Raw genomic sequence first — 20,672 nt, 5'->3', positions numbered from 1 at the left:
CTTCAGTCCTTCGGGTCATAGACACGACGCACCAGAAAAACCGGTCGGCGTTTGGATTCGATGTAGGTGCGACCCAGGTACTCGCCAAGCACGCCAATGCCAATCAACTGGAGCCCCCCGAGAAAGGTCACCGCCACCATCAAGGAAGCATAACCGGGCAGATCCACGCCATGCACCAGCGTGCGCACCACAATGAAAATGGCAAACGCAAAGGACACCAACGACACCAGCGCCCCCAGATACGTCCACACCCGTAGCGGTTCGGTGCTGAAGCTGGTAATGCCCTCAAGGGCAAAATTCCACAGCCGCCAGCCGTTGAACTTGGTTTGCCCCGCTACCCGCTCCGGTCGTTCGTAATCGATGTGCGTGGTGCGAAACCCGACCCAGGCGAACAGGCCTTTCATGAACCGACGTGATTCAGGCAAGGTCAGCAAAGCGTCCACCACACAGCGATCCATGAGGCGAAAGTCCCCGACGTTCTCAGGCAAGGGTCGTTCCGCGATTTTGTTGTGCAAGCGATAAAACCAGTTGGCCGACGTTTGCTTGGCCCAGGAATCGCTGCGGCGGCTGACCCGGTGGCCGAGCACGACTTCATAGCCCTCACGCCAGCGCTCGATCATTTGCGGAATGATTTCGGGCGGATCCTGCAGATCCGCGTCGATCGGAACGACGATCTGCCCGGTCGCCATCTGCAAACCGGCGGACAGCGCCGCCTCCTTGCCGAAGTTGCGGCTCAGGTCGACGACACGGATCCGCGCATCGCATTGCTGGCGCTCAAGCAGCCATTCAAGTGAGGTATCGGTGCTGCCGTCATTGACGAACACCAGTTGCAGAGTGATCAGCGCTTCATGCGCAAACACCTGCTGAATGCGGTTGAAAAAACTCTCGAGGCTTTCCGCTTCATTGAACACCGGGACAACCAGCGACAACGTCACCTGCCCTGAGTTTTGCGTTCCATGCTGATGATTCACAGGAGTGCTCTTTTTATAGTGATTGTCGGTCGCCGAAAAATTTTCGACGCCATGAGCCGTCCCGTATTAAGCAGTAGCGAACACAGTGATGCAAGGGCATAAAAATGGCATTACGGCCAATCTTGACGCCCATTGTGGCGCTCTAGTCCGGACATCTCCGTAACATTTCACAATGATTGGAAACAAATGCTCGATAGCCAAAAAAACATCCTCCGCTACGCTTCTGCGTTGCGTCATCGGGATATCCCACAGACTCAATCGCAAGGAGCGAACTGAATGTATTTCGAGATTTACAGGCAATCCAAAGGCACCCCAAGCACCGGCAAAGGCCAATGGCGCTGGAGATTGCGCGCCGGCAACCACGAGACCGTCGCCAGCGGGGAGTCGTATGTGAACAGAGCGGATTGCCTGCATGTGATCGAGTTGATCAAGGGTGTGCACGGGGATACGCCGGTCAAGGAGATTTAAGGGCCGGGAAAGGTGCCTGAAAGTTGAAGCAACAACAAAAATGCCGCTATCCGAGTCGGTTAGCGGCGTCTTTGCGCCCGCGAACAAAGTTATTTGAGGCGAGTTGGCGTTTATCAACTGGCTTCGACAGCGTCGTAGGCATGAAGGCGGTTACGCCGAAACCCGAGAGAATGGCGTTTAAGGTTGCAAAATAGCGGCGACCCAATCTGAGACGCACCCGAAACAAAAAGCCCGGTGCGGTGCATCGGGCGTTAGGGTGAATCAGGTGTAAACCTATTTCAGGACTAGACAAATACAAAAAAGCCCCGCAGCTTCTCAGCCGCGGGGCTTTTTATATGTATGGCGGAGAGATAGGGATTCGAACCCTAGGTACCGGTGAAGGTACAACGGATTTCGAATCCGTCCCATTCGGCCACTCTGGCATCTCTCCAACGGCGCGCATCATAACAACACTTTCGCCGGAAGCGAACCCCCTAGACGAAATTTTTCCGTGCTATCAGATGCTTGCGTCGATTAAAGCGGTACGCCCAGACGGTTGGCGACTTCTTCGTAGGCTTCGATGACGTCACCGAGGCCCTGGCGGAAGCGGTCTTTGTCCATCTTCTTCTTGGTGTCTTTGTCCCAGAGGCGGCAGCCGTCGGGGCTGAATTCGTCACCGAGGACGATGGAGCCGTCGCTGAATACGCCGAATTCGAGTTTGAAGTCGACCAATAGCAGGCCCGCGTCGTCGAACAGCTTGGTCAGCACTTCGTTGACCTTGAGCGACAGTTCTTTCATGCGAACCAGTTGCTCGGCGGTGCCCCAACCGAATGCCACGACGTGGGATTCGTTGATGAACGGGTCGCCCTTGGCGTCGTCCTTCAGGAACAGTTCGAAGGTGTATGGATTGAGCTTCAGGCCCTCTTCCACACCCAGGCGCTTGACCAGGCTGCCGGCGGCGTAGTTACGCACGACGCACTCGACCGGGATCATGTCGAGTTTTTTCACCAGGACTTCGTTGTCGGCCAGCAGTTTGTCGAATTGGGTAGGAATACCCGCCGCTTCGAGTTTCTGCATGATGAAGGCGTTGAACTTGTTGTTCACCATGCCCTTGCGGTCGAGCTGTTCGATGCGCTTGCCGTCGAACGCCGAGGTGTCGTTGCGAAACAGCAGGATCAAGCGGTCAGCATCGTCGGTCTTGTAAACCGATTTGGCTTTGCCGCGGTAGAGTTCTTCACGTTTTTCCATGATGGGCTCCGCTTGCTAAGTAGTTGGGCTAGGCGATGTGGCGCCAGTCGAGCCCTGAATCTTGATCGGCCAGTTGCAGCCAGTCCGGGTCGCACCCGAGGGTGTCGACAAAACATTGCCGGGCCAGCTGCGGCAGGTTGTTCTTGCTGCTCAGATGGGCGAGGACGAGGTGTTGCAGACCTTGCCAGCCCAACTCGGACACCAGGAATGCCGCCTGATGGTTGTTCAAATGTCCCAGCTCGCCGCCCACCCGTTGCTTGAGAAAGTACGGGTAATGACCACGGGCCAGCATGTCACGACAATGATTCGACTCGATCATCAATGCATCGAGATCCCGATAACCGTCCAGCACCCGCTCGCAGTAAGAACCCAGGTCGGTCAGCAGGCCGAAGCGCCGCTGTTCGTTGTCACTGAACACGTACTGGGTCGGCTCCTGCGCATCATGGGCCACGGCAATGACCCCGATATTCAGTGCGCCGATCTGCAGTTGCTCGCCGCCAGCCAGAAAACCGGTGGGTTCAATCGGTTTGCGCATCCCGCGCAGCGTGCCGCGGCTGAGGTAGACAGGCAGATTGTAGCGCCGAGACAGCAAACCCACGCCATGCACGTGGTCGGCATGTTCGTGGGTCACGAGTATCGCGCTCAGTTGCGCCGGGTGAACACCCAGGCGCAACAGGCGTTTTTCGGTTTCCCGCAGGGAAAAACCACAATCTACCAGCACGTACGTATCAGCACTGGCGATCAGCGTGCCGTTCCCTTGGCTACCGCTGCCGAGAACGGCAAAACGCATGTGATCAGCCCAGATTGTCCTGAATGACGCTCAACACTTTGCGGGCCACATCGGCCGGGGCAACGGTGTTGATGTTCTTCTCGACGGTGACTTGAACGTTCTCGCCAACCTTGCTCAGACGCACCTGGTAACGCTCGGCGCGCGCCTCAACCTCTTCCTTGCTCGGCGCGCTGCCGAACAGACTGCTGAAGAAGCCAGGCTTGTCATCTTCCTTCTCGGCTTTTTCGGCCAGGTTGATGTAGTACAGGCCCAGGCTACGGTTGATGTCTTCAACGCGCCATTCGCCCTGTTCCAGCGCCCGACCGACACTGGACCAGGCACGATCCAGATCCGGGCCGACGTTAAGCACCGGGTTGCCGCTGCCGTCTTCGCTCAGGCTGACACGGCTCGGGGTCTCGAAATCACGCGAGGCCAGCATCGACACCGAACCACCCTTCTCGGAAGTACGGCTCATGCTCGCAAGCATGTCGTCGACCAGCGCAGCGTCCAGGCCCGTGTTGACCGAGCGGTTGGTGAAATCCACGTCGGCGGTACTGCCGGCAGGACGCTCGGCGCTGACCACGTAGACTTCACTGGTGTTGCGCTGCACGCCTGGCTCGATGCGCACACGCACACGGCTTTCGCTGTCAGCGGCGACACCGGCGGCGCTCAAGCGCTTGGCCATGGCAGCGGACAGTTCGTCGGAACGCTGCCAAGTGGTAGTGAACTCACCGGTCTGCGGACGCTGTTCATCCAGACGGAAACCGTTGTCCTGGAAGAACTGGATCGCCACAGGCCAGACTTCGGCCGGAGGGTGCTGAGCCATGACCCAACGGGAATCGCCGCTCTTTTGAAGCGAGTAGTCCGTCGCATCGGCGGCGGCCGACAGCGGTTGAGGACGCGGAACCACGTATTCGCCCTTGGCAGTGTCGTCGGCGACGTTGCGCGGGATCGGCAGCAGCGGATCCAGACGCTTGGAGGTGGCGACATCCGGTGGCAGTTGCATCGGTGCTGTCTGTTGCGCTTCCAGGTAATCGCTACCACGGTCACGGAAATAACCTTCCGGGCCCCAGACCCATCCGCAGCCACTGGTGCTGGAGATAATCAAGGCAAGTGCGGAAAGTCCGGCCATTCGCTTCATGCGTTGTACTTCCTCAATTAAACCAGGACGCTGCACTGGCGCAGAGCCGTGCGAAGCGTTTCATGACAAGGGGTGCTCAGCCAGGTCAGCGGCAGGCGGATGCCTTCGTGCATCAGGCCCATTTCGACCAAAGCCCACTTCACCGGAATCGGGTTGGCTTCGATGAACAGGTCTTTGTGCAGCGGCATCAGTTTTTCGTTGATTGCCCGTGCGGTATCGGCGTCGCCCTTGAGCGCGGCCTCGCACAGGTCGGCCATGTCGCGCGGAGCAACGTTGGCGGTGACGGAGATATTGCCTTTGCCACCCAGCAGGATCAACTCGACCGCGGTCGGATCATCGCCCGACAGCACGATGAAATCCTTGCTCACGCCATCGATGATGGTCTTGGCACGTGCCAGATCGCCAGTGGCTTCCTTGATACCGATGATGTTCGGCACGGTGGACAGGCGAATCACGGTCTCGGCCTGCATGTCGCAGGACGTGCGGCCAGGAACGTTGTAGAGGATCTGCGGAATATCGACCGCTTCGGCGATGAACTTGAAGTGCTGGTACAAACCTTCCTGAGTCGGCTTGTTGTAGTACGGCACCACCAGCAGGCAGGCATCGGCGCCGGCTTCCTTGGCATTGCGGGTCAGCTCGACGGCTTCGCGAGTCGAATTGGCGCCGGTACCGGCGATAACCGGAATACGGCCATTGACCTGCTTGACCACGGCCTTGATGACGGCGATGTGCTCATCGACGTCCAGGGTTGCCGACTCGCCGGTCGTGCCGACCGCGACAATGGCATGGGTACCGTTTTCAAGATGGAAGTCCACGAGTTTGCTGAGGCTGTCCCAGTCAAGACGCCCTTGTGCATCCATGGGAGTGACCAGTGCCACCATACTGCCCGCAATCATGAAACCGCTCCTGCCGGAAAAAGAGAGCGGTAATGGTACTGGCGCCAAGATGCTTGCACAAGCGAAGTACTACGCCGCCGCCATTCCCCTTGGCGCCGCTTTTCGCTACCCTTCAGACTTTGATCGGTACTGATCAGCTTGCACGCCGGGTTTCAGCCTTCCTTTTCGGCCCTTCAGATCCCGTTCCTGCGTTGTTGCCATGGATTCCCGCTTCTATATGGGAACCGCCCGCGACCCGTGGCCCGGAGTTCTCGACAGGCTTGCGCAGGCATTTCCGGCAGTCAATGCACGTCAACCTACCGACCGCTCATCGCTTTAGGAATGCTGCATGTCCACCCCCACAGTTCGCGAACAATTCCTTGTCATCAGTGCCCTCGGCGCCAACCCCATGGAGCTGACCAACGTCCTGTGCCGCGCCAGCCATGAGAATCGCTGCGCCGTGGTGACTTCCCGCCTGACCCGCCACGGCGAGTGCAGCGCGTTGGTGCTCGAAGTCTCCGGTAGCTGGGACGCCCTGGCGCGCCTCGAAGGCAGCCTGGCCGGCCTGGCCAAACGTCATGCGTTTACCGTCAACGTGGTGCGCAGCGCCGCGTCCGAAAGCCGCCCGCAGGCGTTGCCTTACGTGGCCTACGTGAGTTCGGCGTACCGCCCGGACATCATCAACGAGCTGTGTCAGTTCTTCATGGATCACAATGTCGAGCTGGAAAACCTGACCTGCGATACGTATCAGGCGCCGCAAACCGGCGGCACCATGCTCAACGCCACGTTCACCGTGACCCTGCCGGCCGGCACTCAGATCAGTTGGTTGCGCGACCAGTTCCTGGATTTCGCCGACGCAATGAACCTGGACGCACTGATCGAGCCTTGGCGCCCACAAAACCCAATGTAAGGAAGTTTTCATGGCCGTTGTCATCGACCAGCCGGTTGCCGATTTCGAAGCACCTGCCACCAGCGGGCAGTCCGTCAGCCTGTCTGCCCTGAAAGGCAAGCAAGTGGTGATCTACTTCTATCCGAAGGACAGCACGCCAGGCTGCACCACTCAGGGTCAGGGCTTTCGCGATCAATATGCGGCGTTCAAGGCTGCCAACACGGAAGTCTTCGGGATTTCCCGTGACAGCCTCAAATCCCATGAGAACTTCAAGGGCAAGCAGGAATTTCCGTTCGAGCTGATCAGCGACAAGGACGAGGCGGTTTGCCAGTTGTTTGATGTGATCAAACTGAAAAAGCTCTATGGCAAGGAATACATGGGCGTTGATCGCAGCACTTTTTTAATCGACAAGGACGGTGTGCTGCGCCAGGAATGGCGTGGCGTGAAAGTGCCGGGGCATGTCGATGCGGTGCTCGCGGCGGCGCAGGAATTGAACAAGGGCTGAAGATCAAAAGATCGTCCGAAGGCGGGGCCGCGTTCGGACGATCTTTGTTTTTAAAGCAGCGGCGCCACCACAGGTTCCTTGCGCGGCCAGGCATCCAGCACAGCCTTGAACAGCGTCGCGAGGGGAATCGCAAAGAATACGCCCCAGAACCCCCACAACCCGCCAAACAGCAACACTGCGCAGATAATCGCCACCGGGTGCAAATTCACCGCCCCCGAAAACAGCAGCGGCACCAGCACGTTGCCGTCCAGTGTCTGGATGATCCCGTAGACCGCCATCAAATAAATGAACTGGTCGCTCCAGCCCCACTGGAACAATGCGATCAATAACACTGGCACGGTCACCACCACCGCCCCCACATACGGCACCACCACCGACACGCCCACCAGCAACGCCAGCAATGCCGCGTAGTTCAGACCAAGGGCGGCGAACGCGATGTACGTCACCCCGCCGCAAATAACGATTTCGATGACTTTTCCGCGAATGTAGTTGGCAATCTGCCGGTTCATTTCCTGGGCCACTCGGGTAATCAGCGCGCGTTCGCGGGGCAAGTAACCTCGCACCCATTCGCCGATCATCAGCCGATCCTTCAGGAAGAAGAACACCAGGATCGGCACCAGCACCAGATAGATCATGATGTTCACCAGCAACGGCAGGCTCGACAGCGAAAACGTCAGCGCCCACTGGCCGAACTTGCCGATTTCGCCGCGCGCCGCTGCGATGGCCTGCAGCACTTGCTCGTCGGACACCAGATGCGGGTAGCGCTCTGGCAGCAGCAAAAGCAACGACTGCCATTTGGCGAGCATGCCCGGCAGTTCATTGAACAGCGTGATCAACTGATGCCAGAGCAACGGTACCACCACGACGATGAACACGAGCAACACGCCCATGAACAACGCAAACACCAGCCCCACCGCTGCGGCGCCCGGCACGCGCAGGCGCTCAAGCGTAACGACTAGTCCCTGCATCAGATAGGCGAGCACCATGCCCGCCAGCACTGGCGCGAGCATGCCGCCCAGCGTGAGCACAGCGGTGAAGGCCAGAAACAGCAGTACCGCAAGCACCACGGCTTCTTCGTCGGAGAAGTAGCGCTGAATCCAGTCGCGCAACACTTTGAACATCAATAATCCTTAGTCATTTACGCCGTCGGCTTCAGGCCTTTTTCAACCAGTAACGGTAGACGCCCGCTTCGTCTTCTTCACGCAGCAGCGTATGTCCGGCCAACTTGGCAAAGGTGCGGAAGTCACGCTGCGAGCCGGCGTCCGTGGCGATGACCTTAAGCACGGCGCCACTGGCCAGCTTATTCAACTCCATCTTGGCCTTGAGCAACGGCAACGGGCAATTCAGGCCACTGGCGTCCAATTCACAGTCATGGGCTACAGCGTCAGTCATTGCGTCACTCCGGATCAGGTTCGAGTTGCCTAGAATATCTGGTCGCAGGGCTGGTGTCCGGCTACAGTAAGCTCTTTGTCGACCAAGGCTCTGTGCATGACCTTCCTGCGCCCTACCCTGCTGACGCTCGCTTGCCTGCTTGCCTCACCGGGCTTCGCCGACGACCTGCCGTCTCTCGGTGACGCCAGTTCTGCCATTGTCTCTCCACAACAGGAATTTCAGTTGGGTCGCGCCTGGCTGGCGCTGCTGCGAAGCCAGGTGTCCCAGCTCAACGACCCGCAACTTAAGGACTACGTCGAATCCAGCGTCTACAAACTGGTGGAAACCAGCCAGGTCAACGACCGGCGCCTTGAGTTCATCCTGATCAACAGTCCGCAGCTCAACGCTTTCGCCGCACCGGGTGGCGTGGTCGGGGTCAATGGTGGTCTGTTCCTCAATGCCCAGACTGAGGGCGAATATGCGTCGGTACTGGCCCACGAACTCGCGCACTTGTCTCAACGCCACTTTGCTCGCGGCGTAGAAGCCTCGCAGCGGATGCAGGTGCCGATGATGGCCGCGCTGCTCGCCGGCATTGTGATGGCCGCCGCTGGGGCCGGTGATGCCGGTATCGCTGCGATTGCCGGCACGCAGGCGGCGGCAATACAGGAACAGCGGCGCTTCTCGCGCCAGAACGAGCAGGAAGCCGACCGTATCGGCATCCTCAATCTGGAAAAGGCCGGTTACGACCCTCGCTCGATGCCAACCATGTTCGAGCGTTTGATGCGCCAATATCGCTTCGACGCCAAACCGCCGGAATTCCTGTTGACGCACCCGGTAACCGAATCGCGGATTGCCGACACCCGCAACCGCGCCGAGCAGGCCAAGCCCGGCGGCATCGAAGATTCCAAGCGCTATCAGTTGATTCGCGCTCGGGTGAAGCTGATCTACGAAGAAACCCCGGGGCTGGGCGCCAAACGCTTTCGCGCTGAGCTGGATGAGAACCCGAAAAACGACGTAGCCCGCTACGGTCTGGCGATTGCGCAGATTAAGGGTGGCCAGTTGAATGAGGCACGGGAGAATCTCAAGCAGCTGTTGGCCACATCGCCGAACGAGATCATTTACAACCTCGCTCAGGTCGATTTGGACATCACCAACAATCGCTTGCCCGATGCGCAGTCGCGGGTCGACCGCATGCTGGCGCAATATCCCGGCAACTATCCGCTGAATCAAGTACGCGTCGATTTGCTGCTCAAACAGAACCGCGCCGCCGATGCGGAAAAAGCGCTGGAAAACCTGCTCAAATCCCGCCCCGATGATCCGGACATCTGGTATCAGGTCGCCGAGACACGCGGCTTGTCCGGCAACATCATCGGTTTGCACCAGGCCCGCGCCGAATACTTCGCACTGGTCGGCGATTATCGTCAGGCCATCCAGCAACTGGACTTCGCCAAACGCAAGGCCGGCAGCAACTTCCCACTGTCTTCACGCATTGATGCCCGCCAGCGCGAACTGATGGAACAGGAGCGCATGGTCAAGGACATGATGGGCTAATCCCACCTCAACTTTCCGGCACAAAAAAACCGCCTCTTTCGAGGCGGTTTTTATTTACCGCTCAGCTGGATTATTCGGCCAGTTTGAAGGTAATGAAACTCGCACGGCCCTGACGCAGAACGCGCATCGACACCGAACGGTTCTTCGGCAGCGCCTTGGCGATTTCGCCGAACTCTTTGGCGGAACCGATGGCTTGATTGTTCAGGTGAGTGATGACGTCGCCGGGTTGCAGACCGATCAGGGCAGCCGGGCCGTCCTGAACTTCCTTGATCACCACACCACCTTTCAGGTCGTAGGTTTTCTTCTGCTCGGCAGTCAGTTCACCGACCGCAACGCCCAGACGGTTGCTGCTGGTCTCGACGCCGGATTTCGGCAACGCGTCCAGCTCTTTATCCTCATCAGGTATCGCGCCAACGGTCAGCTCGACATTCTTGCGTTTGCCTTCACGAATCACTTCCAGATTGGCTTTCGCCCCAGCCTTGAGTGCACCGACCAGATGAGGCAGATCCGCTGACATGACAATCGGCTGCCCGTTCATGCTCAGGATCACGTCGCCCACTTGCAGGCCGCCCTTCGCTGCCGGACCGTCATCCTGAATCTGCGCGACCAGGGCACCGGCCGGTTTTTCCAGACCGAACGACTCGGCGAGATCCTTGTTCACTTCCTGAATGACCACACCCAACCAGCCACGGCTTACTTTTCCGCCGCTTTTAAGTTGATTGGAAACGTCCAGGGCCACGTCGATAGGGATCGCGAACGACACGCCCATGAAGCCGCCGGAGCGGGTGTAGATCTGCGAGTTGATCCCCACCACTTCGCCATTCAGGTTGAACAGCGGACCACCGGAATTGCCTGGGTTGATCGGCACGTCGGTCTGGATGAACGGCACGTAGTTTTCGTTCGGCAGGCTACGGCCGACAGCACTGACGATGCCCTGGGTCACGGTGTGATCGAAGCCGAATGGCGAACCGATCGCGACGACCCACTGGCCAGCTTTCAGATCTTGGGACTTGCCGAGCTTGAGCACCGGCAGATCCTTGCCTTCGATCTTTAACAGCGCCACGTCGGAACGCGGGTCGGTGCCGACAAGTTTGGCTTTCATTTCGCTACGGTCGGCCAGACGGACGAGGATTTCGTCGGCGTCGGCAATCACATGGTTATTCGTGAGAATGTAACCGTCAGCCGAGATGATGAAACCCGACCCCAGGGATTGGGCCTCACGCTGACGATCACCGCGCGGCGAACGCTGCTGAGGCGGCATGCCACGCTCGAAAAACTCACGCAGCATTGGCGGCAAGCCTTCCAGGTCCGGCATCTGCTGATTCACTCTACGATCAGGCAGCTTCTGGGTGGTACTGATGTTCACCACGGCTGGCGAAGCTTGCTCGACCAGTTGAGTGAAGTCCGGCAGGTCAGCCGCCTGCACGGCAGGAACCGCCTGACCGAGCACCAGCACGGTGGCGAAAATGGATAGATAAGATTTCAAGCTAGGTATCGACATACAGCTCCCGTTACGACGAGCAGGGTTAAGCGATATGGAGCAAGGGAACACCGGAAACTGCGGGCCGGCATTTTTGTTCCGGGAACAACAACAAGGCCAGAGCCGTGAAGCCCTGACCTATAAAAAATTTTTGGGTGATTTGCAAATGAAAATGCTCAGCAAACATTTCGACGGCTCGGCGACGAGGTGAGATGGCGGGGTTCAACTCATTGCTTACTGGTGGCCGCATCGCCGTTGCGCATGGAAAGCGCAATGCGTTCAGCGGTACCGATTGGAATTTCCCCGACCACGGTGACCATCATCTCACCCTGAGGAGTCGTCAGCCGCCGGGACACGGCAACCGTCGGGCCTAATTGAGTACGGGTGTCCGTAACGGTCGCACCGTTCAACGGCTCAAGAAACACGGAGAAGCGCGCCAGACCGTCGTCATACATCAAACTGCTGACTTGAGTCTTCGTTTCCGGGTCTTTATGCGAGGTGCTGCTGGTCAATTCGAAACCGGGTGGCACCCACTCTGAGTGCCAGACCTGAGCGGTCTTGATGGCAGAGGCCTTGTCACTGTCCAGCGTGATGGCCTTGCAATCAGAGTCGGCCTGAAGATCCTTGTCCGACGGCACTTCGTCAGTATTCAGCCGCGTGAACTGAAAGCGCTCCAGCAATTGCCCTTTGTCGTTGAGCAGCAACGATTTTAGTGGCAACCCGGTCTGCTTGTCCAAGTGCAACTCAAACCCGTATCGATGCTGGTCACGAGGCGTGAGCGATAGGATCACCGCTTCACGTCCGGCCACACGCGACTTGCCAACGACGGCAAGGTCATACCAATTCTTGAGCTTTTGGGGATCGAGGGCGCGGGCCGCAGAGTTGGGAGAATCCCCCAGCCCCGCTATCAACGTGCCGCTGACGCATTGCGTACGTCCATCGACACGTACCACTTCCTGCGCAGATCCGTCGAGCTGTAGTAACCGCTCACGGATTTGACCATTCTGGACACGATGCCAGATGGTGTGGGTCGAAAAACTGCCATTGCGCTCGTAAACGAAAGTACCGTGAAAGCTCTGCTGCTGCTCGGCCTTGCCCAGACGGGTCAACCAGTCTTGGGCTTCATCGGCGTGGGCTGGAACAACGAACCAGCCACTGAGCAGAAGCGAAAGTAGAGGTATGGCGCGCATGATCCTCCTTAACGGTTTTCCAGACTTGCTGCACGTGCGTACGGCAGCGCGCTTTCAGTACCTTTCAGAGCAGCCTGTTGGGCGTGCTGACGCAAGTAGCCTGGCAGACGCTGATCATGCCAGCCTGGCTGACCTTGCAGAACACCATTGGCCATCGGGCCGGTGGTTTCCGAGCTTTCCTTGTAGCCTGCCAACACAGCCGGACCTTTAACCTGCGGCGCAGCCAGCGAGGACTGGTTCGACTGCTGGGCCAGTTCGACACCGGCAATTTCGTCCTGGTTGTAGAGGCGCACACCGGCCAAAACTGCAACAGTCACCGAGGCCGCAACGGCCAGACGACCGAGATTGCGCCAAGGGCTACGCGAAACCTTGGCCGGAGCCGTTTCGTCTTCCAGTGCAGCAGACACTGCCGCAGCAATATCCAGACGCGGTAGCAGCAAGTCCTTATGCATGGCAGCCCGGGCAATCTGGTAACGCGCCCAGGTGTCACGGGTTTCAACATCGTCCAGTGCATTGATCACTCGACGCAATTCAAGTTCGTCCGCTTCGTTATCCATCACTGCGGACAGCGATTCCTGCAGGGCTTCACGACTCATGGCGTTCCTCTCTTGGCTATCGCCGCTGTCTCTAGTTTTCCTGCAACAAAGGTTGCAGGGCTTTATCGATGGCCTCCCGGGCGCGGAAGATCCGGGAGCGCACGGTACCCACCGGACACTGCATGACGCTCGCAATGTCCTCGTAACTCAGACCATCGAATTCGCGCAAAGTTAACGCCGTGCGCAAATCCTCTGGCAGTTGCTGAATGGTTCGATGGACAGTGCCTTCGATCTCATCCCGCAGCAATGCACGTTCAGGCGATTCGAGATCCTTCAGGCCGTGATCGCCATCGTAGAACTCTGCATCCTCGGAACTGACATCGCTATCCGGCGGCCGGCGGCCGCGTGAAACCAGATAGTTTTTCGCCGTGTTAATGGCGATGCGGTAGAGCCACGTATAAAACGCACTGTCTCCGCGAAAATTCCCCAACGCCCGGTAGGCTTTGATAAAAGCTTCCTGAGCAACGTCCTGCGCTTCATGGGTGTCGTGCACAAAACGCACGATCAACCCGAGAATCTTGTGCTGATACTTCAGCACCAACAGATCGAAAGCTCGCTTGTCGCCACGCTGAACGCGCTCGACCAGCTGCTGATCCTCTTCCTGGGTTAGCATGAACTCTCCTCGATAAGCTCAGAGGAGCCTTGCATGGCCAAACGACCAGACTTGCAAACATAGACTCGGGCTTTTCGCAAAAGTTCTCCCCCTCCAAGCAAGTTTCCTGCGCGCTCTGATTTGGCACGCACGAAAAACGCAGCTCGGGATAAACCGGCTGCGCGAATAATCTTTTCATCGATTCGCTGGCAGGAATCCAACAGCAGATTCCGCACGGGAGCCGACACTGTCCCTTGGTTCAGGCAACCGTCTATTGATCTTGGGCCTTTGGCAAAAGTTCCAAATATTTATAGACGTGCAGTACCGACATTGGGCGACCGTGTGCAGAAAAAGCATGTTTCGTCACCGATACAGTCGCCTTTTACCAAAACAGGCGAAAAAATCTTCCGACGAACCGCGCAGATTTACTGCTCACAGTAGTTTCACAATGCCATCTGAGCCCGGCTATTGTGCCGCTCCACCCCTCTATATACTAGTGCGCTGTGTGGCGCCTTGACTCTTGGATCAAGTATCTTGCGCCAACCCCGACCCGGGTCGCTTTAAGCGGAATCCTGAAATGAGCCAACAGTTTCAACACGATGTATTGGTCATTGGCAGCGGCGCTGCCGGTTTGAGTCTCGCGTTGACCCTTCCCGGTCACTTGCGCATTGCCGTATTGAGCAAAGGCAACCTCGCCAACGGCTCGACTTATTGGGCCCAGGGCGGCGTCGCTGCCGTGCTGGACGATACCGATACTGTCGAATCTCACGTTGACGACACCCTGAATGCCGGCGGCGGACTTTGCCACGAAGACGCCGTGCGTTTCACCGTCGAGCACAGCAAGGAAGCGATCCAGTGGCTGATCGATCAGGGCGTGCCCTTTACCCGCGACGAACAGTCGGGCACTGAAGACGGCGGTTTTGAATTCCACCTGACTCGCGAAGGCGGCCATAGCCATCGGCGCATCATCCACGCCGCCGATGCCACCGGTGCTGCAATCTTCAAGACCTTGCTGGCACAGGCCCAAGAGCGCACGAACATCGAATTGCTCGAACAGCGCGTCGCTGTCGACCTGATCACCGAACGGCGTCTCGGGCTCGATGGTGACCGTTGCCTTGGCGCCTATGTGCTCAATCGCAACACCGGCGAGGTCGACACTTACGGCGCACGCTTCGTGATTCTGGCGTCCGGCGGCGCCGCCAAGGTTTACCTCTATACCAGCAACCCTGACGGCGCCTGCGGTGATGGCATCGCGATGGCCTGGCGTTCGGGCTGTCGGGTGGCGAATCTGGAATTCAACCAGTTCCACCCCACGTGCCTGTATCACCCGCAGGCCAAGAGCTTTTTGGTCACCGAGGCGCTTCGCGGTGAAGGTGCCCACCTGAAGCTGCCAAACGGCGAACGCTTCATGCAGCGATTCGACTCTCGTGCCGAACTGGCTCCACGGGACATAGTCGCCCGGGCCATCGACCATGAAATGAAGCGACTGGGCGTCGATTGCGTCTACCTCGACATCAGCCACAAGCCTGAAGAGTTCGTCAAAAGCCACTTCCCCACAGTTTATGAACGCTGCCTGGAATTCGGCATCGACATCACCAAACAACCCATTCCGGTCGTACCCGCCGCGCACTACACCTGCGGTGGCGTGATGGTCGATCAACAGGGCCGCACCGATGTGCCGGGCCTGTATGCCATCGGCGAAACCAGTTTCACCGGCCTGCATGGCGCTAACCGCATGGCCAGCAACTCGCTGCTGGAATGTTTCGTCTACGCCCGTTCGGCAGCGGCAGACATCCTTGAGCAATTGCCGGATATTCCAGTGCCGAGCGCCCTGCCCGTCTGGGACGCCAGCCAGGTCACTGACTCCGATGAGGACGTCATCATTGCGCACAACTGGGATGAACTGCGCCGGTTCATGTGGGACTACGTCGGCATCGTGCGCACCAACAAGCGCTTGCAGCGCGCCCAGCACCGTGTGCGCCTGTTGTTGGATGAAATCGACGAGTTCTACAGCAACTATAAGGTCAGTCGTGACCTGATCGAGTTGCGCAACCTCGCGCAAGTTGCCGAATTGATGATCTGTTCGGCCATGGAGCGCAAGGAAAGCCGCGGACTTCACTACACCCTCGACTATCCCGATCTGCTGCCTGAGGCGCTCGACACTATTCTGGTGCCGCCCACCTACGCCGGCTGAACTTGAGCCTGACCCGCAGACGTCGGTGCAGATCCGCCGTCTGCGCGTCGCGGGGTATACAGATTGATCTGACCCGGCGCTCACCCTTCAAGCGAAAACGCAGCACCACGATCAGCGGCAGCGCGAGGCTGTCGGGTCGCAATTGCACCGCCTGCCAGCCATTGGCCGGATTCCATAGCTGCCAGCCATCGGCATCGCGGCGCAATCCGCGAAATGCCTCTGGATGGGTCAGGAGGATTTGCCGTGGCATCACCCACGCAGCGTGAGCCAGACAACAGAACGCTGCGAACAGACTGATCCAGAGCGGAACGGCAAGCAGAAACAATGAACCCAGAACGAACGCCTGGGCCAAAACGTACGCCGCCAGCAACTGCCGAGAGGCATGCCAGCGGCATTCAAACGAATTACTTGGGCTGGACACGATCCAGAATCATCCGGACCATGCGCTGCAATTCCGCGTCTTCGGATTCGCTGCGCTCCATGAACCAGCCGAACATGTCCTGATCCTCGCACTCGAGCAGGCGGACATACAGCGCACGATCCACCTCGTTCAGCGTTGCGTAAACCTCCTTCACGAACGGCACCAGCAACACGTCAAGCTCAAGCATCCCGCGACGGCTGTGCCAAAAGAGGCGATTCAGTTCAACTTGTTCGACCATGGAGCGCTCCTCAAATAGGCCGCAAGTATACAGACCCGAGACAGGTCGCACAGTCGGCTTTGGTCGGGCATCACCGATCCTTTGTGAACTACCCATTTCACGAACGCCCCCTTATGATGTGCACCAGACTTTTTACCCTGCGATGACCCATGGCCGATTCTGCTTTTTTCTGCACCCTGTCTCATGAAGGCGTTCTCGCGGTTCGCGGCGTAGATGCCGGCAAATTCCTGCAAGGTCAGCTGACCTGCAACCTCAATTACCTGAGCGACACCAAAGCCAGCCTTGGCGCGCGCTGCACGCAGAAAGGCCGGATGCAATCGAGTTTCCGCATTTTGCTCGAAGGCGACGGCGTGCTGCTGGCCATGGCCAGCGAACTGCTCGAGCCGCAACTGGCGGATCTGAAAAAGTACGCAGTGTTCTCCAAATCCAAATTGACTGACGAGAGCGCTGCCTGGGTGCGCTTCGGTCTGGAACACGCCGATGCCGAGCTCGCCAGCCTCGGCCTGGCTCTTCCGGCCGAGACCGACAGCGTGGCGCGTGGCGAAGGTCTGATCGCCATCCGCGTGTCGCCGGATCGCGCCGAACTGTGGGTGGCGGTCGATCAGGCTGACGCCGTCAAAGGCCAATTGTCCGCCCAGTTACCCGAAGCCGAACTGAATCAATGGCTGCTGGGCCAGATCCGCGCCGGTATCGGTCAGGTCATGCCGAGCACGCGCGAGCTGTTCATCCCGCAGATGCTCAACCTGCAGGCCGTCGGCGGCGTCAGCTTCAAGAAGGGCTGCTACACCGGCCAGGAAATCGTCGCGCGCATGCAGTATCTGGGCAAACTCAAGCGTCGCCTGTATCGGGTGCAACTGGACGCCAGCGAATTGCCTGAGCCCGGCACGCCGCTGTTCGCCCCAAGCCACAACAGCGCCATCGGTGAAGTCGTGCTGGCTGCCCGTGCCGAACAACAGATTGAACTGCTCGCCGTATTGCAGGCCGAAGCTGCTGAAGCCGGCGATTTGCATGTGGGCACGCCCGAGGGCCCCGCTTTGCATGTACTCGACCTGCCGTACGAACTGGATCGCGACCGCGAAATCCAGCGCTGATCGCCGCTTTGGCTGCAAGACCTAGAGAATTCACATGAGCGAGCTGGCGGATAAGGTCCAACAGGATTTGGTTGAGGCCATCGATAACGATGACCTGGTTCTGCCGACATTGCCGGAAGTGGCCATGCAGATTCGCAAGGCCGCCGAGAATCCGGACATCAGCGTCAGTGAGCTGAGCAAAGTCATCGGCCGCGACACCGCGTTGTCGGCGCGCCTGATCAAGGTGGTCAACAGTCCTTTGTTACGCGCCACCCAGGAAGTCACCGACCTGCACACCGCCATCACTCGCCTGGGCGTCAACTACAGCAGCAACCTGGCAATCGGGCTGGTGATGGAGCAGATTTTCCACGCCCGCTCCGAAGTTGTTGAGCAGAAGATGCGTGATGTCTGGCGCAAAAGCCTGGAGATCGCCGGGGTCAGCTATGCGCTGTGCCGCCGCCACACCCAGCTCAAGCCGGATCAGGCTGCACTCGGTGGGTTGGTGCATCAGATCGGCGTGTTGCCGATTCTCACCTATGCCGAAGATCACTATGAGTTGCTGTCCGACCCCGTCAGCCTCAACCATGTGATCGACCGTATTCATCCATTACTCGGCGATAAGCTGCTGCGGGTCTGGGAGTTTCCGGAGCGGCTGGTGCAATTGCCCGGGCTGTATCAGGATTTCAAACGCGATTCGGCGCAAATCGATTACGTCGATCTGGTGCAGGTGGCGAGCCTGTATTGCCACAAGGACAGCGACCACCCGTTTGCGCGAATCGATCCGCTCAGTGTCCCGGCATTTCGCAAGCTCGGCATCGATCCGGATAACGCGGCCATGTGCGCGGATCTGGAAGAATCGCGGTCGATGTTTTACTGATCCCGAGCCTGCTCGCGAAGAGGCCGGGACCAGCACCACAATCATCCTGCAATAAAACTCACCCGCACCTTCAACCCCGCCTTCTCGCCATCATGCAGACTGATCTGCGCCAGGTGCGCGCGGCAGATTTCGCCGACGATTGCCAACCCCAACCCGGATCCTGCCACCTGCTGATTGCGGCGATAGAAACGTTCGAACACCCGCTCACGCTCCTCCAGTGGAATGCCCGGCCCGTCATCCTCGACTTCCAACACCGCCGGCGCCGAGACCCGCAAAATCACGTTGCCGCCCGACGGCGTGTGCGCCAGCGCGTTGTCCACCAGATTGCTCAGCAGTTCATTCAGCAAGGTCGGTTCGCCGCGCAACCACACCGGCTCGTCCGCCTCCAGCGCCAATGCGACGCCTCGGGCGTGAGCCAGCGGCGCCATGGCCATGCCCAGTTCCCGGGCCAACTGGCTCAGGTCGAGCAATTGCGCACCGCCCTCAGCAATCGCCCGCGCACCGTTTTCGACCCGCGCCATCGACAGCAATTGATTGGCCAGATGAGTCAATCGATCAGTGCCTTGGGCGGAAGATTCCAGCGTGCTGCGCCAAGTCTCGGGCTCGCTCGACCGCAACCCCAGTTCCAGCCGCGCCTTGAGTGCCGCCAGAGGCGTGCGCAATTCGTGAGCGGCATCGGCAATGAATTGCGCCTGACGCTCGAACTGCCCGCGCAGGCGCTCGGTGAAATGGTTAAGCGCGCGCACCAACGGCCACAGTTCGTGCTGCACTTCCACCAGCGGCAGTGGCCGCAGATCATCGGGCTGACGCTCTTCCACTGCCGTGCGCAAACGCTCCAGCGGCCGCAATGCGGCACTCACCGCAAACCACACCATCAGCAACGCGCCAATCCCCAGCATGCCCAGGCGCAACAATGTATCGGCCATCAGACTGCGGGCCATTTTCACCCGGGCTTCGTCGGTTTCAGCGACGCGAATCTCCGCCATGCCGTTCATGTTCGGCTCGCTGACCGCTTTGAGCAGGCTGACAACGCGCACGTTCTGGCCTTGGTATTTGGCGTCGTAGAAACGTGCCAGCGCCGGATAATCATCGGTACGCGGCGTGCCGGGCGGTGGCCCCGGGAGATTTTCGTAGCCCGAAATCAGCTTCTGATTGATGTCGTTGACCAGATAGAAAATTCGTCCGGCGCTGTCGTAGGCGAACGTATCGAGCGCCACGTACGGCACGTCGGCGCTCAGGCTGCCGTCGCGCTGGGACAGTCCGGCGGCGATGGTGCGTGCGGATGCCAGCAAGGTGCGGTCGTAGGCCGTATCGGCCGCTTCGCGCCCATTCCAGTAGGCGCTTAACGTACTGGCGATTGTCAGCCCCACGAGCAACAACGCGAGGTTCCACAGCAACCGCCAGCGCAGACTGCTGGGATTATGCATCGCGGCTTTCCAGCAAATAACCGAGGCCCCGGAACGTCACAATGGCCACCGGTTGGCCATCGAGTTTTTTGCGCAGTCGGTGGACGTAGATTTCGATGGCGTCGGGGCTGGCCTCTTCGTCGAGACCGAACACCTGTGCCGCCAGTTGTTCCTTGCTCATCACCCGCCCCGGCCGTGCGATCAACGCTTCAAGCACCGCTTGTTCGCGCGAGGTCAGCGTCAGCAATTCTTCGCCAAGGGTAAAGCGCCGAGTCTCGAGATCGTACGCCAGCACGCCGCAACGCTGCACCCGTTCGCCGCCGAGCACGCTGCGGCGCAGCAGGGCTTTGACTCGAGCCTCCAGCTCAGTCAGTTCAAACGGTTTGGCCAGGTAGTCATCGGCGCCGAGGTTGAGCCCGTGCACCCGATCCTTGACGTCGCTGCGTGCGGTGAGCATCAGCACCGGCAGATTTTTGCCTCGGGCACGCAAGCGTGCCAGCACTTCGAAACCGTCCATGCGCGGCAGGCCGACGTCGAGGATCACCACGGCATATTCCTCACTGCCAAGCGCCAGATCTGCCGCGACGCCGTCGTGCAACACGTCCACGGTCAAACCGGTGCTCTTCAGCGCCTGGGCGACGCTTTCGGCGAGCTGCAGATGATCTTCGACGAGCAGGACACGCATGGTTTTACACCTCATTCAGGGATGGTCGACGCCATTCTTTGGCGCGAAGTTTACAGCCGACGCCGCCGGTGTGAAGCCCCGCCTCCTATTGAAAGGTGGGTGAAAGCCTGCTGAAAGCTTATTGAAAGGTTAGCGAAAGGTTGGGCCGTTAGAGTC

Annotated in this window: 22 protein-coding genes and 1 tRNA gene; 7 read left to right on the top strand and 16 right to left on the bottom strand. The window is 59.0% G+C overall.

The genetic code is table 11. From position 1 onward, the window contains the following. Nucleotides 1-2: 2 nt before the first annotated feature. Nucleotides 3-971, bottom strand: coding sequence for a glycosyltransferase family 2 protein (locus GIW69_RS18930; RefSeq protein WP_236484310.1), 969 nt, complete (start codon nt 969-971; stop codon nt 3-5). A 276-nt stretch (nt 972-1,247) separates the two neighbouring features. Here GIW69_RS18930 and GIW69_RS18925 point away from each other — a divergent pair, with 276 nt between their 5' ends. Then, nucleotides 1,248-1,439: a DUF1508 domain-containing protein gene (locus GIW69_RS18925; RefSeq protein ID WP_236484309.1), complete on the top strand. Its 192-nt coding sequence runs from the start codon at nt 1,248-1,250 to the stop codon at nt 1,437-1,439. A 340-nt stretch (nt 1,440-1,779) separates the two neighbouring features. Here the strand turns inward: GIW69_RS18925 and GIW69_RS18920 are convergent. The 5 genes from GIW69_RS18920 to dapA all read right to left on the bottom strand — a co-directional run bounded on the left by GIW69_RS18920 (nt 1,780) and on the right by dapA (nt 5,472). Next, nucleotides 1,780-1,869 (bottom strand) — tRNA-Ser (locus GIW69_RS18920). 83 nt (nt 1,870-1,952) lie between these two features. Next, nucleotides 1,953-2,666 (bottom strand): phosphoribosylaminoimidazolesuccinocarboxamide synthase, encoded by a 714-nt coding sequence (gene purC, locus GIW69_RS18915; RefSeq protein WP_008077821.1) that lies wholly within the window; start codon nt 2,664-2,666, stop codon nt 1,953-1,955. 28 nt (nt 2,667-2,694) lie between these two features. Beyond that, on the bottom strand, nt 2,695-3,456 hold the full coding sequence (locus GIW69_RS18910) for an MBL fold metallo-hydrolase (protein ID WP_236484308.1): 762 nt from the start codon (nt 3,454-3,456) through the stop codon (nt 2,695-2,697). A 4-nt stretch (nt 3,457-3,460) separates the two neighbouring features. Next, nucleotides 3,461-4,576: an NlpB/DapX family lipoprotein gene (gene bamC / locus GIW69_RS18905; RefSeq protein ID WP_236484307.1), complete on the bottom strand. Its 1,116-nt coding sequence runs from the start codon at nt 4,574-4,576 to the stop codon at nt 3,461-3,463. 17 nt (nt 4,577-4,593) lie between these two features. Beyond that, nucleotides 4,594-5,472, bottom strand: coding sequence for a 4-hydroxy-tetrahydrodipicolinate synthase (gene dapA / locus GIW69_RS18900; RefSeq protein WP_236484306.1), 879 nt, complete (start codon nt 5,470-5,472; stop codon nt 4,594-4,596). A 328-nt stretch (nt 5,473-5,800) separates the two neighbouring features. On the opposite strand from dapA, the gene GIW69_RS18895 reads away from it, so the two are divergent. Next, entirely contained in the window at nt 5,801-6,361 is a 561-nt protein-coding gene (locus GIW69_RS18895) for a glycine cleavage system transcriptional repressor (protein WP_236484305.1), read from the top strand. Between the two features lie 10 nt (nt 6,362-6,371). After that, nucleotides 6,372-6,845, top strand: coding sequence for a peroxiredoxin family protein (locus tag GIW69_RS18890; protein ID WP_236484304.1), 474 nt, complete (start codon nt 6,372-6,374; stop codon nt 6,843-6,845). Between the two features lie 50 nt (nt 6,846-6,895). On the opposite strand, the gene GIW69_RS18885 is transcribed toward GIW69_RS18890, so the two are convergent. Together GIW69_RS18885 and GIW69_RS18880 are read right to left on the bottom strand one after the other, a co-directional pair. Beyond that, nucleotides 6,896-7,966: an AI-2E family transporter gene (locus GIW69_RS18885; protein WP_236484303.1), complete on the bottom strand. Its 1,071-nt coding sequence runs from the start codon at nt 7,964-7,966 to the stop codon at nt 6,896-6,898. Nucleotides 7,967-7,997: 31 nt separating this feature from the next. Further along, complete coding sequence (locus GIW69_RS18880; RefSeq protein WP_236484302.1) at nt 7,998-8,237, bottom strand: sulfurtransferase TusA family protein; 240 nt, start codon at nt 8,235-8,237, stop codon at nt 7,998-8,000. A 96-nt stretch (nt 8,238-8,333) separates the two neighbouring features. On the opposite strand from GIW69_RS18880, the gene GIW69_RS18875 reads away from it, so the two are divergent. Then, nucleotides 8,334-9,767 (top strand): M48 family metalloprotease, encoded by a 1,434-nt coding sequence (locus GIW69_RS18875; RefSeq protein WP_236484301.1) that lies wholly within the window; start codon nt 8,334-8,336, stop codon nt 9,765-9,767. Between the two features lie 70 nt (nt 9,768-9,837). On the opposite strand, the gene GIW69_RS18870 is transcribed toward GIW69_RS18875, so the two are convergent. From GIW69_RS18870 to rpoE, 4 genes are all read right to left on the bottom strand, one after another. Beyond that, on the bottom strand, nt 9,838-11,268 hold the full coding sequence (locus GIW69_RS18870) for a DegQ family serine endoprotease (protein ID WP_236484300.1): 1,431 nt from the start codon (nt 11,266-11,268) through the stop codon (nt 9,838-9,840). Nucleotides 11,269-11,474: 206 nt separating this feature from the next. Then, nucleotides 11,475-12,437, bottom strand: a complete 963-nt coding sequence (locus tag GIW69_RS18865; protein ID WP_236484299.1) for a MucB/RseB C-terminal domain-containing protein — start codon at nt 12,435-12,437, stop codon at nt 11,475-11,477. Nucleotides 12,438-12,445: 8 nt separating this feature from the next. Beyond that, the gene (locus GIW69_RS18860; protein WP_236484298.1) at nt 12,446-13,033 is read right to left on the bottom strand and encodes an RseA family anti-sigma factor; all 588 of its coding nucleotides are present in this window, start codon (nt 13,031-13,033) and stop codon (nt 12,446-12,448) included. A gap of 31 nt (nt 13,034-13,064) precedes the next feature. Beyond that, complete coding sequence (rpoE, locus tag GIW69_RS18855) at nt 13,065-13,646, bottom strand: RNA polymerase sigma factor RpoE/AlgU (protein ID WP_003172477.1); 582 nt, start codon at nt 13,644-13,646, stop codon at nt 13,065-13,067. 556 nt (nt 13,647-14,202) lie between these two features. Here rpoE and nadB point away from each other — a divergent pair. Next, nucleotides 14,203-15,819, top strand: a complete 1,617-nt coding sequence (gene nadB / locus GIW69_RS18850) for an L-aspartate oxidase (protein ID WP_236484297.1) — start codon at nt 14,203-14,205, stop codon at nt 15,817-15,819. Here nadB and GIW69_RS18845 read toward each other — a convergent pair. Then, complete coding sequence (locus GIW69_RS18845) at nt 15,788-16,240, bottom strand: protein YgfX (protein ID WP_236484296.1); 453 nt, start codon at nt 16,238-16,240, stop codon at nt 15,788-15,790. The genes nadB and GIW69_RS18845 overlap by 32 nt on opposite strands. Continuing rightward, nucleotides 16,224-16,478, bottom strand: coding sequence for an FAD assembly factor SdhE (locus tag GIW69_RS18840; protein WP_236484295.1), 255 nt, complete (start codon nt 16,476-16,478; stop codon nt 16,224-16,226). Before GIW69_RS18840 ends, GIW69_RS18845 begins: the two co-directional genes overlap by 17 nt. A gap of 149 nt (nt 16,479-16,627) precedes the next feature. Here GIW69_RS18840 and ygfZ point away from each other — a divergent pair, with 149 nt between their 5' ends. Further along, a complete protein-coding gene (ygfZ, locus tag GIW69_RS18835) occupies nt 16,628-17,569 on the top strand; it encodes a CAF17-like 4Fe-4S cluster assembly/insertion protein YgfZ (RefSeq protein ID WP_236484294.1) in 942 nt (313 codons plus the stop codon). Nucleotides 17,570-17,603: 34 nt separating this feature from the next. Further along, nucleotides 17,604-18,425, top strand: coding sequence for an HDOD domain-containing protein (locus GIW69_RS18830; protein ID WP_236484293.1), 822 nt, complete (start codon nt 17,604-17,606; stop codon nt 18,423-18,425). A 41-nt stretch (nt 18,426-18,466) separates the two neighbouring features. On the opposite strand, the gene GIW69_RS18825 is transcribed toward GIW69_RS18830, so the two are convergent. Next, on the bottom strand, nt 18,467-19,852 hold the full coding sequence (locus tag GIW69_RS18825) for a sensor histidine kinase (RefSeq protein ID WP_236484292.1): 1,386 nt from the start codon (nt 19,850-19,852) through the stop codon (nt 18,467-18,469). Then, nucleotides 19,845-20,516, bottom strand: a complete 672-nt coding sequence (locus tag GIW69_RS18820) for a response regulator (protein WP_236484291.1) — start codon at nt 20,514-20,516, stop codon at nt 19,845-19,847. Before GIW69_RS18820 ends, GIW69_RS18825 begins: the two co-directional genes overlap by 8 nt. Between the last annotated feature and the right edge of the window lie 156 nt (nt 20,517-20,672).

The sequence above is a fragment of the Pseudomonas syringae genome (genome assembly GCF_021605415.1).
GTDB lineage: Bacteria > Pseudomonadota > Gammaproteobacteria > Pseudomonadales > Pseudomonadaceae > Aquipseudomonas > Aquipseudomonas syringae_S.
The sequence above is the reverse complement of the archived record's forward strand: the minus strand, read 5'-3'. Positions and strand labels throughout refer to the sequence as shown.

What these genes read in the sequence shown, in the direction of transcription:
- dapA (WP_236484306.1), bottom strand. Translation starts at nt 5,472, where the DNA reads ATGATTGCGGGCAGTATGGTGGCACTGGTCACTCCCATGGATGCACAA.
- GIW69_RS18825 (WP_236484292.1), bottom strand. Translation starts at nt 19,852, where the DNA reads ATGCATAATCCCAGCAGTCTGCGCTGGCGGTTGCTGTGGAACCTCGCG.
- GIW69_RS18875 (WP_236484301.1), top strand. Translation starts at nt 8,334, where the DNA reads ATGACCTTCCTGCGCCCTACCCTGCTGACGCTCGCTTGCCTGCTTGCC.
- bamC (WP_236484307.1), bottom strand. Translation starts at nt 4,576, where the DNA reads ATGAAGCGAATGGCCGGACTTTCCGCACTTGCCTTGATTATCTCCAGC.
- GIW69_RS18895 (WP_236484305.1), top strand. Translation starts at nt 5,801, where the DNA reads ATGTCCACCCCCACAGTTCGCGAACAATTCCTTGTCATCAGTGCCCTC.
- GIW69_RS18880 (WP_236484302.1), bottom strand. Translation starts at nt 8,237, where the DNA reads ATGACTGACGCTGTAGCCCATGACTGTGAATTGGACGCCAGTGGCCTG.
- nadB (WP_236484297.1), top strand. Translation starts at nt 14,203, where the DNA reads ATGAGCCAACAGTTTCAACACGATGTATTGGTCATTGGCAGCGGCGCT.
- GIW69_RS18830 (WP_236484293.1), top strand. Translation starts at nt 17,604, where the DNA reads ATGAGCGAGCTGGCGGATAAGGTCCAACAGGATTTGGTTGAGGCCATC.
- rpoE (WP_003172477.1), bottom strand. Translation starts at nt 13,646, where the DNA reads ATGCTAACCCAGGAAGAGGATCAGCAGCTGGTCGAGCGCGTTCAGCGT.
- GIW69_RS18870 (WP_236484300.1), bottom strand. Translation starts at nt 11,268, where the DNA reads ATGTCGATACCTAGCTTGAAATCTTATCTATCCATTTTCGCCACCGTG.
- GIW69_RS18885 (WP_236484303.1), bottom strand. Translation starts at nt 7,966, where the DNA reads ATGTTCAAAGTGTTGCGCGACTGGATTCAGCGCTACTTCTCCGACGAA.
- GIW69_RS18860 (WP_236484298.1), bottom strand. Translation starts at nt 13,033, where the DNA reads ATGAGTCGTGAAGCCCTGCAGGAATCGCTGTCCGCAGTGATGGATAAC.
- GIW69_RS18890 (WP_236484304.1), top strand. Translation starts at nt 6,372, where the DNA reads ATGGCCGTTGTCATCGACCAGCCGGTTGCCGATTTCGAAGCACCTGCC.
- GIW69_RS18910 (WP_236484308.1), bottom strand. Translation starts at nt 3,456, where the DNA reads ATGCGTTTTGCCGTTCTCGGCAGCGGTAGCCAAGGGAACGGCACGCTG.
- GIW69_RS18820 (WP_236484291.1), bottom strand. Translation starts at nt 20,516, where the DNA reads ATGCGTGTCCTGCTCGTCGAAGATCATCTGCAGCTCGCCGAAAGCGTC.
- purC (WP_008077821.1), bottom strand. Translation starts at nt 2,666, where the DNA reads ATGGAAAAACGTGAAGAACTCTACCGCGGCAAAGCCAAATCGGTTTAC.
- GIW69_RS18840 (WP_236484295.1), bottom strand. Translation starts at nt 16,478, where the DNA reads ATGGTCGAACAAGTTGAACTGAATCGCCTCTTTTGGCACAGCCGTCGC.
- GIW69_RS18925 (WP_236484309.1), top strand. Translation starts at nt 1,248, where the DNA reads ATGTATTTCGAGATTTACAGGCAATCCAAAGGCACCCCAAGCACCGGC.
- ygfZ (WP_236484294.1), top strand. Translation starts at nt 16,628, where the DNA reads ATGGCCGATTCTGCTTTTTTCTGCACCCTGTCTCATGAAGGCGTTCTC.
- GIW69_RS18865 (WP_236484299.1), bottom strand. Translation starts at nt 12,437, where the DNA reads ATGCGCGCCATACCTCTACTTTCGCTTCTGCTCAGTGGCTGGTTCGTT.